General features: G+C 69.0%; 12 protein-coding genes and 1 pseudogene. 9 read left to right on the forward strand and 4 right to left on the reverse strand.

Annotation, left to right across the window (positions count from 1 at the left end; all coding sequences use genetic code 11):
- The first annotated feature begins 226 nt into the window (after positions 1 to 226).
- The 9 genes from KYC_RS20935 to KYC_RS20975 all read left to right on the forward strand — a co-directional run bounded on the left by KYC_RS20935 (position 227) and on the right by KYC_RS20975 (position 7,910).
- On the forward strand, positions 227 to 838 hold the full coding sequence (locus tag KYC_RS20935; RefSeq protein WP_008166101.1) for an LON peptidase substrate-binding domain-containing protein: 612 nt from the start codon (positions 227 to 229) through the stop codon (positions 836 to 838).
- A gap of 27 nt (positions 839 to 865) precedes the next feature.
- Entirely contained in the window at positions 866 to 1,738 is an 873-nt protein-coding gene (locus KYC_RS20940; protein WP_008166103.1) for a ParB N-terminal domain-containing protein, read from the forward strand.
- 157 nt (positions 1,739 to 1,895) lie between these two features.
- Entirely contained in the window at positions 1,896 to 2,576 is a 681-nt protein-coding gene (locus KYC_RS20945) for an RraA family protein (RefSeq protein WP_008166104.1), read from the forward strand.
- Complete coding sequence (locus KYC_RS20950) at positions 2,573 to 3,775, forward strand: aminotransferase class I/II-fold pyridoxal phosphate-dependent enzyme (protein ID WP_008166105.1); 1,203 nt, start codon at positions 2,573 to 2,575, stop codon at positions 3,773 to 3,775. The genes KYC_RS20945 and KYC_RS20950 overlap by 4 nt, the downstream gene beginning before the upstream one ends.
- A gap of 66 nt (positions 3,776 to 3,841) precedes the next feature.
- Positions 3,842 to 4,663 (forward strand): ABC transporter substrate-binding protein, encoded by an 822-nt coding sequence (locus KYC_RS20955; protein WP_008166107.1) that lies wholly within the window; start codon positions 3,842 to 3,844, stop codon positions 4,661 to 4,663.
- 124 nt (positions 4,664 to 4,787) lie between these two features.
- Entirely contained in the window at positions 4,788 to 5,477 is a 690-nt protein-coding gene (locus KYC_RS20960) for an amino acid ABC transporter permease (protein ID WP_008166108.1), read from the forward strand.
- Positions 5,470 to 6,159, forward strand: coding sequence for an amino acid ABC transporter permease (locus tag KYC_RS20965; protein ID WP_043519034.1), 690 nt, complete (start codon positions 5,470 to 5,472; stop codon positions 6,157 to 6,159). The genes KYC_RS20960 and KYC_RS20965 overlap by 8 nt, the downstream gene beginning before the upstream one ends.
- Positions 6,160 to 6,170: 11 nt before the next feature.
- Entirely contained in the window at positions 6,171 to 6,905 is a 735-nt protein-coding gene (locus tag KYC_RS20970; RefSeq protein WP_008166110.1) for an amino acid ABC transporter ATP-binding protein, read from the forward strand.
- A gap of 39 nt (positions 6,906 to 6,944) precedes the next feature.
- A complete protein-coding gene (locus KYC_RS20975; protein WP_008166111.1) occupies positions 6,945 to 7,910 on the forward strand; it encodes a LysR family transcriptional regulator in 966 nt (321 codons plus the stop codon).
- A gap of 24 nt (positions 7,911 to 7,934) precedes the next feature.
- Here KYC_RS20975 and KYC_RS20980 read toward each other — a convergent pair whose 3' ends face one another.
- The 4 genes and pseudogenes from KYC_RS20980 to imuA all read right to left on the reverse strand — a co-directional run bounded on the left by KYC_RS20980 (position 7,935) and on the right by imuA (position 13,786).
- Positions 7,935 to 8,318 carry an I78 family peptidase inhibitor gene (locus KYC_RS20980; protein WP_043519035.1) on the reverse strand — a complete coding sequence of 128 codons (384 nt, stop codon included), beginning with the start codon at positions 8,316 to 8,318 and terminating at the stop codon, positions 7,935 to 7,937.
- Positions 8,319 to 8,442: 124 nt separating this feature from the next.
- Positions 8,443 to 11,682: an error-prone DNA polymerase gene (locus KYC_RS20985; RefSeq protein WP_008166115.1), complete on the reverse strand. Its 3,240-nt coding sequence runs from the start codon at positions 11,680 to 11,682 to the stop codon at positions 8,443 to 8,445.
- Between the two features lies 1 nt (position 11,683).
- Positions 11,684 to 13,152 (reverse strand): annotated as a pseudogene (locus KYC_RS20990) (Y-family DNA polymerase).
- Positions 13,082 to 13,786: a translesion DNA synthesis-associated protein ImuA gene (gene imuA / locus KYC_RS20995; RefSeq protein WP_008166118.1), complete on the reverse strand. Its 705-nt coding sequence runs from the start codon at positions 13,784 to 13,786 to the stop codon at positions 13,082 to 13,084. Before imuA ends, KYC_RS20990 begins: the two are co-directional and overlap by 71 nt.
- Positions 13,787 to 13,939: the final 153 nt, after the last annotated feature.

Below are 13,939 nucleotides of genomic sequence, written 5' to 3' on the forward strand. Positions count from 1 at the left end.
CCGTACTGGGGCTGCCGTCCCGTTCGCATGGCCAAGGCGGGCGGCCCGGCTCTATGATGGGAGTCTGATCCGCCAACGGCGCAACGCCTGGGGCGCGGGCCGCGCCTCATGATAGGTCAACGGATGGGATCGCGGAACGGCGGTGGAGTAACGCTTTTTGCGCTGGCGACGGCGCTGCAGGTGCCGGTGGACGATGTCTTCCACGTGACATGAACAGGAGGCGGCCATGTCGCTGATTCCCTTGTTTCCGTTATCGAACGCGCTGTTTCCCGGGGGCGTGGCGCATCTTCGGATCTTCGAGGTGCGCTACCTGGACATGATCCGGCGCAGCATCGCGCAGGGCACCGAGTTCGGCATCGTGGGCCTCCTGGCGGGCAGCGAAGTGCGGTCGCCGGAGGGCGTGGAGACGCTGGCGCCCGTGGGCACCATGGCCCGGATCGACGCCTGGGAGGCGCCCATGCCGGCGCTGCTGGAAATTCGCTGCACGGGCACGGGGCGGTTCCGGCTGCTTTCCAGCGAAGTGGCAAAATACGGTCTTTGGATGGGCGAGGCCGAGCCCATTCCCGATGACCCGCCCACGCCCGTGCCGGCGGCCATGCAGGCCAGCGCCGACGCGCTGGGGCGCCTGGTGGCCCAATGGCAGCAAGACGGCGTGCCGCCCGAAAGAATGCCGCTGGCGCCGCCGTTCCGCCTGGACGACTGTGGCTGGGTGGCCAACCGCTGGTGTGAACTCTTGCCGCTGCCGCCGGACGACAAGGCCGACCTGCTGGCCCTGGCCGACCCGGTCGCGCGCCTGGCGTCCGTGCAGGACGTGCTGCGCGGCCAGGGGCTGGCGTAGGGCGCGGCGCGATTTGACTTGGACAATATGGAAATCAGGATAGACGAAGGCCTGCGCGCCTATATAGACCCGCTGACCGAAGACGAGCACGCCGCGCTGGAGCGCAGCCTGCTGGCCGAGGGCTGCCGCGATGCGCTGGTGCTGTGGGGCGACCTGCTGGTGGACGGCCACAACCGGTATGCGCTGTGCAGGAAGCACAACATTCCTTTCCAGACCATCCAGAACCCGCGCTTCAAGTCCATGGAAGACGTGCATCTGTGGATGATCGAAAACCACCTGGGACGGCGCAGCGTGTCGGACTTCCAGCGCGGCGTGCTGGCGCTGCGCAAAAAGGAAATCCTGCTATCGCGCGTGGCGCCGGACGACGGCTCTCCGCCCTGGGATGAAGACGAAGCCGGGTCTGCGCCGGCGGCGTCGCCCGCGGGCGACGGCTCGCCAGCGGCCGAGCCCGCCAAGCCGTCCTGGTCGCCCGCCGTTCCCAGCCGCCAGGCGCTGGCGCGCGCGGCGCGGATCAGCAGCAATACGCTGGGCCAGATCGAGAAAATCCAGAAGACCGCGGCGCCCGAACTGGTGCGCGCCGTGAAAGACGGCGCGATTTCCATCAACGCCGCCGCCGCGGTAGCGTCGCTGCCGGCGGAACGCCAGGCGGCGGCCGTGGCCGGCGGCAAGAAGGAATTGCAGCAGGCCGCGCGCGAAGTGCGCCAGGCCAAGGCGCCGCCGCCCCGCGAAGCCGCGCCCGAAGTCCCGATCGAGCACCTTGAGGACCTGCCTGGCGAAATCGCCCGGCTGCGGCAATTGCTGGCGCGGCTGACCGATGAGCGCGACCAGCTCAAGAAGAAGGTCATGCACCTGACGGTGGCGTTGTCCGAGGCGCGCAGCGCGGCCGGCGGCGACGATTGAGCCTGGATGCAGGAATAAGGGATAACCCTTAATGGATGTAATCCACGAAAAAAATTCGTGGATCGGTGGGAATTTATATCGTTTTGAGGAAAGGCGCGTGGGGCTTTGTAATGCATGTTCGCTTAACCGCTACACGCATTCACACCTGACTTCCCTTATGAATCCCATCGGATATCGCATTCTTTCCCGGCCCGCGCCGGCCGTCGCCGCCGACGTGCTGGCCGGATACGCCAGCATCGGCTCGGCCCAGATCAGCGACTGCATGAACCGCCTGTACGGCGTGTCGGGCCTGCGTCCGCTGCACGGTGGCACGCGCCGCACGGTCGGCCTGGCGCTCACCGTCAAGACCCGCCCGGGCGATAACCTGATGATCCACAAGGCGATCTCGCTGGGCGGCGCGGGCGACGTGATCGTCGTCGACGGCGCCGGCGACGCCAGCAACGCGCTGGTCGGCGAACTGATGATGATGGATGCGCAGTCGCGCGGCATCGAGGCTTTCGTGATCGACGGCGCCGTGCGCGACGTGGACGTGTTCGCGCAGGGCGAGTTCGGCTGCTTCGCGCGCGCCGTGTCGCACAAGGGCCCCTACAAGGACGGCCCCGGCGAGATCAACGTGCCGGTGTCCGTGGGCGGCCAGGTGGTCAACCCGGGCGACGTGGTCGTGGGCGACGCCGACGGCGTGGTGGTGATTCCCGCCGAACACGCCGCCGCCGTGCTGGCGCTGGCGCAGAAGAAGGAGGCCGACGAAGCCGTGGCCAAGGAAAAGCTGCGCGCCGGCACGTACACCAAGCCCTGGCTGGAAAAGACCCTGGCCGAGAAGACGGGGGCCGCCAAATGAGCATCGTCGCCGACCGCATCAAGCGCATCAAGCTGTCGCCCAGCGTGGCCGCGCGCGCCATCATCGCCGAACTGCGCGAGCAGGGCCGCCGCATCATCGACCTGACCATCGGCGAGCCGGATTTCTCGACGCCGGAACACATCCGCCAGGCCGCCACCGCCGCCATGAACCGCGGCGAAACCAAGTACCCGCCCGCGCAGGGCACGGTGGCCCTGCGCAAGGCCGCCGGCGTTCACCTGCTGGAAGCGACTGGCGTGGAATACCCGGCCTCGCGCATCATCGTCAGCACCGGCGCCAAGCAGGTGATCTTCAACGGCCTGGCCGCCACGCTGAACGACGGCGACGAAGTCCTGATTCCGGCGCCGTTCTGGGTTTCGTACCCGGACATGGTGCTGGTCAACGGCGGCGTGCCGGTGGCGGTGGAAACGTCCCCGGCGACCGGCTACAAGGTCACGCCCGACGCGCTGGAGCGCGCCATCACGCCGCGCACCAAGTGGCTGATGATGAACGCGCCCAGCAACCCGACCGGTTCGGTCTACACGGCCGATGAATTGCGCGGCCTGGCCGACGTGCTCAAGCGCCATCCGCACGTCTGGCTGATGACCGACGACATCTACGCGCGCCTGAACTTCACCGGCGAGCCGACCGTGCACCCGCTGCAGGTCGCGCCGGAACTGGCCGCGCGCACGCTGGTGGTCAACGGCGTGTCCAAGGCCTACGCGATGACGGGCTGGCGCATCGGCTACGGCGCGGGTCCGGACGAACTGATCAAGGCGATGGCGATCCTGCAGTCGCAGAGCACCTCGGGCGCCTCGTCGGTGAGCCAGGCGGCCGCACTGGAAGCCCTGTCCGGGCCGCAGGACTGCGTGGCCGAATTCGCCAAAGTGTTCCGTGAACGCCGCGACCTGGCGATTGCGGAGCTGTCCGGCGCGCCGGGCCTGGATATCGTCGTGCCGCAAGGGGCGTTCTATGTCTTCCCGGACTGCTCGGGTCTGCTGGGCAAGAAAACGCCGGCCGGCGACGTGATCGCCACCGACACCGACCTGACGCACTACCTGCTGCGCGAGGCCGGCGTGGCCGTCATCGACGGCCATGCGTATGGCGCGCCGGGCACGTTCCGCCTGTCGTTTGCCGCGTCGCTGGACGATATCCGCCAGGGTTGCTCGGCCATCCGCGAGGCCTGCGCCAAGCTGGCCTGACCGGACGCCATTGGCCCGGCTTTTTATTAGCTTGTTCACCACACAACCATTCAAGGGGAATCAACCATGAAGCGCCACACTCTCATCGCCGCCTGCCTGGGCCTGGCATCGCTGGCACTGGGCGCGTCCGCCCAGGCGGATCAGCTGGACGACATCAAGGCGCGCGGCGAGCTGGTCTGCGGCACGCTGGGCACGTCGCAGCCGTTCAGCTTCCAGGACGGCGCGACGCGCCAGTTGGTGGGCTACGACGTGGACGTCTGCAAGCTCGTCGCCGACAAGCTGGGCGTCAAGGTCAACTACAAGCTGCTGTCGGTGGCGGCGCGCGTGCCGGAACTGAACGAAGGGCGCGTGGACATCCTGGCGGCCAACCTGGGCTATTCGCCCGACCGCGCCCAGCAGATCGCCTTCAGCCACGCCTACTACGTCAGCCCGCAAAAGCTGATGGTGCGCAAGGACTCGGGCCTGGATTCGATCGAGTCCCTGAACGGCCGCCGGGTGGGCGCGACCAAGGGTTCCAGCTCGGAACGCGAGATCAAGCGCATCCTGGACAAGTCGCAGGTCATTGGCTATGGCGACAGCTCGGCCACCTACCTGGCCCTGCAGCAAAAGAAGGTGGACGCGCAGTTCGCTTCCGAATTGGTGCTGGTGCGCCTGGTGCTGCAAAGCCCGCCGACGGCGCCCGTGAGCGTTATCGACAAGGCGGTGTTCGACGAGCCGTGGGGCCTGGGCGTGCGCAAGTCGGAAACGCGCTTCCTGGAAACCGTGAACCAGGCGCTGGATGAAGCCGAGGCCTCGGGCGCGGCCGCCAAGCTGTTCGACAAGTGGTTCGGCCCCGAAACGCCGTACAAGCTGCAGCGCGGCTTCAAGATCGGCCCGATCGCCGGCTAAGGGCGCGGACCACAGCGCCGTCATTCGCCAGTCCCCGTCACGGCTTCCCGCGTCATGCAAGACGATGCGCGGGAAGCCGTGACGCTTGGCGTGGACCGCGCGATCGCAGGAGATTGAAAGTTTTATGAGCTTACTTGACGCTTCCCAATACCAGCTGCTGCTGAGCGGCATGGCCGTCACCGTGCAGCTGTTCCTGGTCGCCTGGGTCATGGCGTTTTCCATCGCCGTGACGCTGGTGGTCGTGCGCGCCACCAATCTGGCGCCGTGCCGCTGGCTGGTCGACGCCTACGTGGAATACCACCGCAACGTGCCCTTGCTGGTGCAGGTGCTGTTCTGGTACTTCGGCATGCCCGAGCTGCTGCCCGAGGGTTTCCGCATGTGGCTGTACGCGCACAACGCCGAGATGTCGCTGGCCGCGATCGCGCTGGCGCTGGGGTCGGCCGCGTACATCGCCGAAGACATCCGCAGCGGCCTGCGCGCCATTCCCGGCACGCAGTTCGAGGCGGCCCGCGCCCTGGGCGCCAGCTATCTGCAGTGCATGCGCTTCGTGATCGTGCCGCAGGCGGTGCGCATATCCATTCCGCCGCTGGTCGGCCGCGCGCTGCTGCTGTTCAAGAACACCAGCGTGGCCATGGCGATCGGCGTGATGGAACTGACCTACCAGGCGCGCGAGATCGAAAACGAGACCTACCGCACCTTCGCCACCTTCGGCGCCGCGACGATTATGTACCTGCTGGGGTCGTTCCTGATCATGGCTTTTGGATCGCGCATCTACGCCCGTTATCGACTGAACCGCGGAGGCCACGGTGCTTGATCTTCTGATGCAATACTGGCCCACGCTGCTGGTGGGCCAATACCCGAACGGACCGCTGGGCGGATTGGCGCTGACGCTGATCCTGGCGGCCCTGGGCCTGGCCATGTCGCTACCGCTGGCGCTCTTGATCGCGCTGGCGCGGGTCAGCCCCTACGGCTGGCTGCGCACGGCCAGCAAGGCGCTGGTCAACGTCGTGCGCGGCATGCCGCTGCTGATGCTGATTTTCTGGGCCTATTTCGTGGTGCCCAAGCTGACCGGCCAGGTCGTCAGCGGCTTCTGGACGCTGATCTTCGCGCTGGTGGTCTATGAAAGCGCCTATCTGTCCGAGGTGATCCGCTCGGGCATCGAGGCGGTGCCGCGCGGCCAGATCGAGGCGTCGCGCTCGCTGGGCGTGGGCTACTGGACGACGATGCGCAAGGTGGTGCTGCCACAGGCGCTGTTCAACGTGCTGCCCAGCATGACCAGCCAGTTCGTGTCCACCATCAAGGAAACCTCGCTGGGCTATGTCATCAGCGTCAACGAACTGACCTTCGCGGCCAACCAGGTCAACAACCTGGTGCTGACCCAGCCGCTGCAGGTGTTCGGCATCCTGGCCATCATCTATTTCGTGGTGTGCTTCAGCCTGAGCCGCGGCCTGTCCTGGCTGGACCTGCGCATCCGCCGCTCGCGCGCCATGGCGTAAAGGAACAAAACATGATCAAACTCGAGAAAGTCAACAAGTGGTACGGCGAGCATCATGTGCTCAAGGACGTGGATCTGTCGGTCGCGCGCGGCGAGGTGCTGGTGGTGTGCGGGCCGTCGGGCTCGGGCAAGTCGACCATGATCCGCACGATCAACCGGCTGGAGCCCATCGAGAAGGGGCGCATCCTGATCGACGGCGCCGACATCTACGAAAAGGGCGCCAACCTGAACGCGCTGCGCCAGAAGATCGGCTTCGTGTTCCAGCAGTTCAACCTGTTTCCGCACATGAGCGTGCTGGAAAACGTGATCTTCGCGCCCGTCAACATCCGCAAACAGCCGCGCAAGCAGGCGGTGGAGTTGGCGCGCGGCCTGCTTGACCGCGTGGGGCTGGCGCACAAGATCGACGCCTATCCCGGTTCGTTGTCGGGCGGCCAGCAGCAGCGCGTGGCGATCGCGCGCGCGCTGGCGCTGCAGCCGCCGGTAATGCTGTTCGACGAGCCGACCAGCGCGCTCGATCCGGAAATGGTGGGCGAAGTGCTGCAGGTGATGAAGGGCCTGGCCAAGGACGGCATGACGATGGTGTGCGTGACCCACGAGATGGGTTTCGCGCGCGACGTCTGCGACCGCGTCGTCTTCATGGACGCGGGCGAGATCCTGGAAATGGACACGCCCGAGCGCTTCTTCAGCGCCCCGGCCCATCCGCGCGCACAACGCTTCCTGGCGGACATTCTGCATCCGCGGGGATGATCCGGTTCCGTCGGGCCGCGATGTTAAGGTGAGGGTTTCATGCGTTTCTCGTCGACCGCCGCGATGTACACCCTCAAACAGCTAGAGGCCTTTTACTGGAGTTCCGAACTGGGCAGCTTCAGTGCGTCGTCGCGCAAGCTGCACACCACCCAGTCGGCCGTCGCCAAGCGGGTGGGGGAGCTCGAGGCCTTTGCGGGCTCGCCGCTGTTCGAGCGGCGGGCCAAGAAGCTCCTGATGACGCCGCAGGGCCGCAAGCTGTTCGAACTGGCCGGCCAGATGCTGGAATTGAACAGCCGCATCGTTCAGAACATGGCCGACCCGGCCAGCTTCGAAGGCGTGGTGCGGCTGGGCGTGACCGAACTGGTGGGCATGACCTGGCTGGCGGGGCTGATCAACCAGATCAGCCAGCGCTACCCGCGCGTGCAGCTCATGCCCGAGATCGACGGCGGCATCACGCTGTACGAACGGCTGGAAAAGGACGAACTGGACCTGGCCATCATGCCGGGCCCGTTCTGGGGCTACCAGTACGATTGCACGCACTTGGGGGCGGTCACCAATGTCTGGATGGCCAGCCCGGCGCTGGACATCGACTTTTCGGCCAACCTGACGCCGCAGGACCTGGCGCCGTACCCGGTGATTTCGCAGCCCACCAATTCGGCGCTGTCGCACCTGTACGACGCCTGGTTCGCGGAACAGGGGCTGCCGGTCAAGCGCGTGCTGACCTGCAACAGCCTGGGGATGATGGCGCAGCTGACGATGCTGGGCCTGGGCATCAGCTACCTGCCGGGCGCCTACTTCGCGCCGCTGGTGGCGCGCGGCGCGTTATGCCAGCTGAACGTGCAGCCGGACCTGCCCACCATCAATTACTACGCGGTGCATAAGAAAAACATCGTCAACCCGGTGGTGTCCCGGGTGATCGACATTGCGCGCGAGGAGTGCGCGTTCGAGGTGGCGGGGGCGTTCCTGCCCCACGTGCCGCCGGCGGCCCGGCCGCTCGATCCCTAGCGGCCGGCGCGGCCGGCGCGGCCGTCAGCCGCAGCGGATTGCCGTCATGACGTCCTTGTCGTCCACGATCAGGTTCAGGCGGGTGCTGTTGTATTCCATGGTGACCAGCTGACCGGGGCGCAGCATGCGGGCCGTCGCGCTACCGCTGCGGGTGCGCAGGTCTTCCATGACGGACGGCGTGGCCTTTTGGCCGATCTGCGATTGCAGCGGGCCGGCATCGCAGCTCTTGGTTGCGCTGCCCGCCATGGCCGACCCCGATCCGTACGAGGAGCCGGCGCTGTCGCTCGGGGAGGATGACGCGCTCGATGAGCTGGAGGAGGCCGGCGCGCTGGTGGAACGCGAGCCGCCGGTATTGGCGCATGCGGCCAGGGTTGCAACCAGCAGGAAGGGGATCAGCTTGCGGATCATGTAGGACTCCTTACAACGAGCGGACAAAAAGCCATGATAGACCAGCGGCGACACGCTGTGCTCAGGGATCGGCGGGCGGCTGCCGGCGGCGCGTCCGCCCGGCCGCCGCCGGTGCTGCGCAGCATCAATGGAAGTTGCGGCTATGCGCCGCCAGGCCGCCCAGCAGGTCGGACATGTCCACCAGCCGCTGCGCGATCAGGTGGCGCACGCCGTCCACGCTCTGCCAGGCCCCGAACACGCCCAGGAGCGTCGAGCCCAGCAGTTCGCGGCGCTGGCGTTCGATCAGTTCGGGGCGCACCACCACGTTGACGGGGCCGGTTTCGTCTTCGAGCGTGACGAAGATCACACCCTTGGAGGTTTGCGGGCGCTGGCGCACGGTGACGATGCCGCAGGCCCGCGCCACGCGCTTGTTGGGATAACCGTTCAGCACCGAGGCCGGCTGGAAATTGCGCGCGGCCAGTTGGGGACGCAACAGCGCCACGGGATGGCTGTGCAGCGTCAGTCCCACGCTGCGGTAGTCCGCCGCGACGGTCTGGCTTTCAGAGGGGGCGGCCAACTGCGGCGCCTGGGCGTCCACGATCTCGGCATCGCGCAGGAGGTCGCGGCTCTGCACGCTGGCGGCGGCCTCCCAGCTGGCCTGGCGGCGGTGCCCGGCCAGCGTGCGCAGGGCGTCGCCGGCGGCCAGGGCGTTCAGGTCGTGGCGGTTGAGCCCGGCGCGCCGGGCCAGGTCGGCGGTGTCCGCGAACGGGGCGGCGGCGCGCGCGGTTTCGATGCGGCGGGCGGCGTCTTCGCGCATGCCCTGGATCAGGCTCAGTCCCAGCCGCACGGCGGGGCGGGGCGCATCGGGCGCGGGCGCGTGGGCGTGCGGGCGGCGGCGGGCGCCGGGGTGGCCGGCGGGCAGGGTTTCCAGCGCGCTATCCCAGCCGCTGACGGTCACGTCCGCGGGCAGCACGCAGACGCCGTGGCGGCGGGCGTCCTGCACCAGCTGCGCGGGGGCGTAGAAACCCATGGGCTGGGAATTGAGCAGGGCCGCCAGGAAGGCTTCCGGTTCATGGCGCTTGAGCCAGGAACTGGAATACGCCAGCAGGGCGAAGCTGGCGGCATGGCTTTCCGGGAAGCCGTATTCGCCGAATCCTTCCACCTGGCGGAACAGGGCTTCGGCGAATTCCAGGGTGTAGCCGTGGGCCAGCAGCCCGCCGACCAGCTTGATGCGGAACTTGTCCACGCCGCCCTTGCGCTTCCAGGCGGCCATGGACCGCCGCAACTGGTCGGCTTCGCCGGGCGAGAAGCCAGCGGCCACCACGGCGATCTGCATCACCTGTTCCTGGAAGATGGGCACGCCCATGGTGCGGCTGAGCACACTGCGCACGCGTTCGCTGGGGTAGGTCTCGTCTTCCTTGCCCTGGCGCCGCCGCAGGTAGGGGTGGACCATGCCGCCCTGGATCGGGCCGGGGCGCACAATGGCCACCTGCACCACCAGATCGTAGTATTCGCGCGGACGCAGGCGCGGCAGCATGGTCATCTGCGCGCGCGATTCGATCTGGAACACGCCGATGGTGTCGGCGTCGCAGATCATGTCGTAGGTGGGCGTGTCGCCTTCGGGGATGTCCTGCAGCGCCAGGGGCTGGCCGCGGCGCTGGCCGGCCAGTTCGAGCGTGCGGCGCAGGGCCGACAGCATGCCCAGCGCCAGCACGTCCACCTTCAGCAGCTTCAGGGCGTCCAGGTCGTCCTTGTCCCATTGCACGACGCTGCGGTCCGGCATGGCGGCGTTTTCGATGGGCACCAGGCGCGAGAGCTTGCCGCGCGAGATGACGAATCCGCCCGGGTGCTGCGACAGGTGGCGCGGAAAGCCCATCAGGGTCTGGGCCAGCGACGCCCACTGGCGCGCCACCCGGGATTCCGGGTCCAGGCCGCAGGCGCCCAGCGTGCGCAGCATTTCCTTCTTGCCGTCCCACCACTGGTGGGCGCGGGCCACGGCGTCGATGACGCCCGGGTCCACGCCCAGCGCGCGGCCGGTATCGCGCAGCACGCTGCGCGGGCGGTACGAGATGACCACGGCGGTCAGGGCGGCGCGCTGCCGGCCGTATTTGCGGTAGATGTACTGGATGACTTCTTCGCGGCGCTGGTGTTCGAAGTCGACGTCGATGTCGGGAGGCTCGTTGCGTTCCTTGCTGATGAAGCGTTCGAACAGGTTGTTGCCGCGCGCCGGATCCACGGCTGTGATGCCCAGGCAATAGCACACGGCGGAGTTGGCGGCCGAGCCCCGGCCCTGGCACAGGATGCCGATGCTGCGGGCGTGCTGGACGATGTCGTAGACGGTCAGGAAATAGGCTTCGTAGCCCAGGTCGGCGATGAGTTCCAGTTCCTTTTCGATCTGCGCGGCCACGATGCCGGGAACGCCGGCCGGAAAGCGCCGCAGGGCGCCGGCCTGCGCCTCCTGGCGCAGATAGCTGGCCGGCGTGTGGCCGGGCGGGACGATCTCGTCGGGATATTCGTAGCGCAGTTCGTCCAGCGAAAAGCCGCAGCGGCGCGCCACCGCCAGCGTCTGCGCCAGCGCCTCGGGCGGGTACAGGCTGGCCAGGCGCATGCGGCTGCGCAAATGCTGTTCGGCGTTGCCGGACAATTCATAGCCGCACTGCGACACCTGCCGGCGCGTGCGGATGCCGGTCAGGGTGTCGTGCAGCGGCTTGCGCGAGCGCACGTGCATCTGGACCTGGCCCACCGCCACGACGGGCAGTTGCGATTCGCGAGCCGCGTGCTCGACGGCGGCGCGGTGCAGGTCGTCGCGCGACTGGTGCAGCAGGGTCAGCCCGACCCAGGCTCGGCGCGGAAAGACGCGGGCCAGCCAGCGCGCCTGGTCGGCCATGCGATCGGCGTCGGTGCCGTAGGCGGGCGTGAGGATGGCCAGGCATTCGGGCAGGTTGCGCAGGTGCGCGTAGCCTTCGGGCGGATCGGCCAGGTCCTGCGGGGCCAGGCGGTATTCGCCCTTGGGCGCCCGGGTGCGCGCCAGCGTGATCAGTTCGGACAGGTTGCCGTAGCCTTCGCGGGTCTGCGCCAGCAGGGTCAGGCCCAGCGGCGCGGCGTCGGGCGCGGCGCGCAGCTGGAAGGTGGCGCCGATGATGAGCGGCAACTTCAGGGCCTTGGCTTCCGTGTGGGCGCGCACCACGCCCGCCAGCGAGCATTCGTCGGTCAGGGCCAGGGCGGCATAGCCCAGTTCGGCGGCGCGCGCGGCCAGTTCCTCGGGGTGCGAGGCGCCTTGCAGGAACGAGAAATTGGACTGGCATTGCAGCTCGGCGTAGCCGGGCAGCTGGACCAGGGCGTCGGCCGGGTCCAGGGGATCGGGGGCGTCGTCGTCCAGGCGCATGTCAGGCGTACAGCCCGTGCAGGAACCAGCGCGCCGCTTCGGCGTCGCGCTCGCGGTAGATCCAGTAGCGCGCGCCCGCCGCGTCTTCGGCGACGAAGTAGTCGCGCACGGTCAGGACAGGATCCCACCAGCCGCTTTCGATGCGTTCCGGGCCGCGCATGAGCCGCAGCGCCTGGCCGCCGTATTGGGGCCGGTGGCCGGACAGCTTCAGGGGCTGCGGGGCGTCCAGCAGCCAGAAGGGGCGGTCGAGCAGGGCGGGCAGGGGCTCGGGGCGTTGCGGCGCGGCCAGCGCGTCGCCCCAGGAATTGGCGGTCTCGGGGCGGTGGTCGGCGGTGGGATGGGCATGGCGCACCTGGTCGCGGCCCAGCCGGGCGACCAGCAGATCGAGCAGCCGGGCATGGTCGGCGGCGGTGCCGCCGGGCTCGGGAAACAGGGTGGTGCTGGCGGCGGGCTGTTCGACGGTGTCGGGCGCCAGCAGCGTGACGGCGATGACCGGGGCCTCCAGCGTGAAGTGGTTCAGTTTTTCGCGCAGCAGGTGCAGGAGCTGCGGCGCCTGCCAGACGGGCTGGGCCAGCGCCAGTTCCAGTTCGGTGGGCGGCCGGGCGTGGCGGCCGCGTTCGTGGTCCATGCTGAGCACCACGCGCCGCACGGCCAGTTGCCGGGCGGTCAGCCAGCCGCCGAGCTGTTCGGCCAGGCGGCGCGCCACGGCCAGCACCGCGTCGGTGTGTTCGACATAGTCCATCAGTTCGATGCGCCGCGAAAACTGGCTGGGCGGTTCGATCCAGCGGTGCACTTCGGGCGTTTGCCCGTAGGCGGCGTCCAGGGCCTGCAGCAGGTCGGGCGCGCTGCGCCGCTGCAGGCCCGCGCGCGGCAGGGCGCGCAGGTGCGCCAGCGTGTGGCAGCCGATGTCGTCCAGCCAGTCCTGCCGGGCCTGCGCCTGGGGCAGCAGCGCCAGGGGCAGGGCATCGAGGCGGCGCGCCAGGGCGGGCAGCGTCAGGGTGCGGCGGGGACGCCGCGACCGGCGCGGCGCGCCAGCAGCCAGGCGCCCGCCGCGGTGGGCGCCATGCCCAGCGTCACGCGCAGGTCCAGCGCGCGCAGCGTGGCGGCCACCCGCCGGCTCAGCGCCCGCGGACCGCGGAAGAACATCAGGCTGGCGCCCACGTTCAGGAGCACGGTGTCGCCGTCGGCCAGGGCGATTTCCGGCGTGTACTGCAGCAGGGCCAGGGCCGCGCCCTGCAGGGTTTCGGCTTCGGCTTGGGGATTGCGGGGCAGCAGCTCCACGCCGGGGGCGATGGCCGCCGCGCCCGCGCGGCGCATGCCGGGCGTCACGCCGGCCTGGCGGGCGGCGGGGGTCAGGGCGGCGACGCGTTCCTGGTCCAGGACGGCGAACGCCTCCTGGTCATGCGGCCAGTGCGGGCGTATGGCGTCCAGCGGCAGGCAGCGCAGGCAGGCGGCGATCCAGAGGCGCATGGCGGGGGGAAGAAGGCGTAAGGGCGCCGGGCTCCAGGCCCACGTACAGCGGGGTGTCGCAGACAGGCCCCCGGCGCTTGAGGATGTGGACGGACAAGCCGCCCGGCGCGGGCGCCAGCGCCAGCCGCAGGGTGGCGGGCGTGGCGTTTTGCGCGGCGCGGGACGGGCGCACGGCGATGAAAAGCAGGTCGCTGGCCTGCGCGGCCAGGTGCAGGCGGCGCAGGGATTCGGGGCGCACGTGGGGCAGCCAGCAGACCAGCGCGCCGCAACTGCCGTTTTTCAGGATTTGTTCGGCGGCCCAGAGCGCGTCGACCGGCTTTTCGGGGGCCACCCAGAGCAGTTGGCGGGGATCCAGCCGCCAGCTCATCCAGCTGGCGATGTGCGGCGCGTGCGGCGGCTGCACCAGCGCGATGGGGCGCCGCGTTTCCAGCTGGGCCAGCGCGGGGCGCAGCAGGCGGATTTCCCCCACGCCGGGATGCGGGGTCAGCAGTTCGATGAGCGAACCCAGCGGCCAGCCGCCGTCGGGCAGTTCGGCCGACAGCGCCGCATGCCCGGTGGGCAGGGTGCGCGCGGCGCCCCGGGCCAACTGGGTGGCGCGCCACAACGCGGGATGGATACGTTCGGGGGACTGCATGGCGATGACGCCCGGAGACTCAATAAGCTGTATGAATATACAGTATTGTAGCGGCCTTTCCGGCCGGCGGGCGTATCCAAAAGTGGCCCCGCCGTGCCTCAGCGGGGGCGGGGCAGGCGCGGGCGCGGATGCGCCCTGACGCGGCGGTTCGCG

This window comes from Achromobacter arsenitoxydans SY8, from assembly GCF_000236785.1.
In the GTDB taxonomy this organism is placed as follows: Bacteria; Pseudomonadota; Gammaproteobacteria; order Burkholderiales; family Burkholderiaceae_B; genus Achromobacter; species Achromobacter arsenitoxydans.

Excerpts from the sequence above, each read along its gene's own strand:
- KYC_RS20935 (WP_008166101.1), top strand. The coding sequence starts at position 227 with ATGTCGCTGATTCCCTTGTTTCCGTTATCGAACGCGCTGTTTCCCGGG.
- KYC_RS20970 (WP_008166110.1), top strand. The coding sequence starts at position 6,171 with ATGATCAAACTCGAGAAAGTCAACAAGTGGTACGGCGAGCATCATGTG.
- KYC_RS20955 (WP_008166107.1), top strand. The coding sequence starts at position 3,842 with ATGAAGCGCCACACTCTCATCGCCGCCTGCCTGGGCCTGGCATCGCTG.
- imuA (WP_008166118.1), bottom strand. The coding sequence starts at position 13,786 with ATGCAGTCCCCCGAACGTATCCATCCCGCGTTGTGGCGCGCCACCCAG.
- KYC_RS20975 (WP_008166111.1), top strand. The coding sequence starts at position 6,945 with ATGCGTTTCTCGTCGACCGCCGCGATGTACACCCTCAAACAGCTAGAG.
- KYC_RS20985 (WP_008166115.1), bottom strand. The coding sequence starts at position 11,682 with ATGCGCCTGGACGACGACGCCCCCGATCCCCTGGACCCGGCCGACGCC.
- KYC_RS20960 (WP_008166108.1), top strand. The coding sequence starts at position 4,788 with ATGAGCTTACTTGACGCTTCCCAATACCAGCTGCTGCTGAGCGGCATG.
- KYC_RS20980 (WP_043519035.1), bottom strand. The coding sequence starts at position 8,318 with ATGATCCGCAAGCTGATCCCCTTCCTGCTGGTTGCAACCCTGGCCGCA.
- KYC_RS20940 (WP_008166103.1), top strand. The coding sequence starts at position 866 with ATGGAAATCAGGATAGACGAAGGCCTGCGCGCCTATATAGACCCGCTG.
- KYC_RS20950 (WP_008166105.1), top strand. The coding sequence starts at position 2,573 with ATGAGCATCGTCGCCGACCGCATCAAGCGCATCAAGCTGTCGCCCAGC.
- KYC_RS20945 (WP_008166104.1), top strand. The coding sequence starts at position 1,896 with ATGAATCCCATCGGATATCGCATTCTTTCCCGGCCCGCGCCGGCCGTC.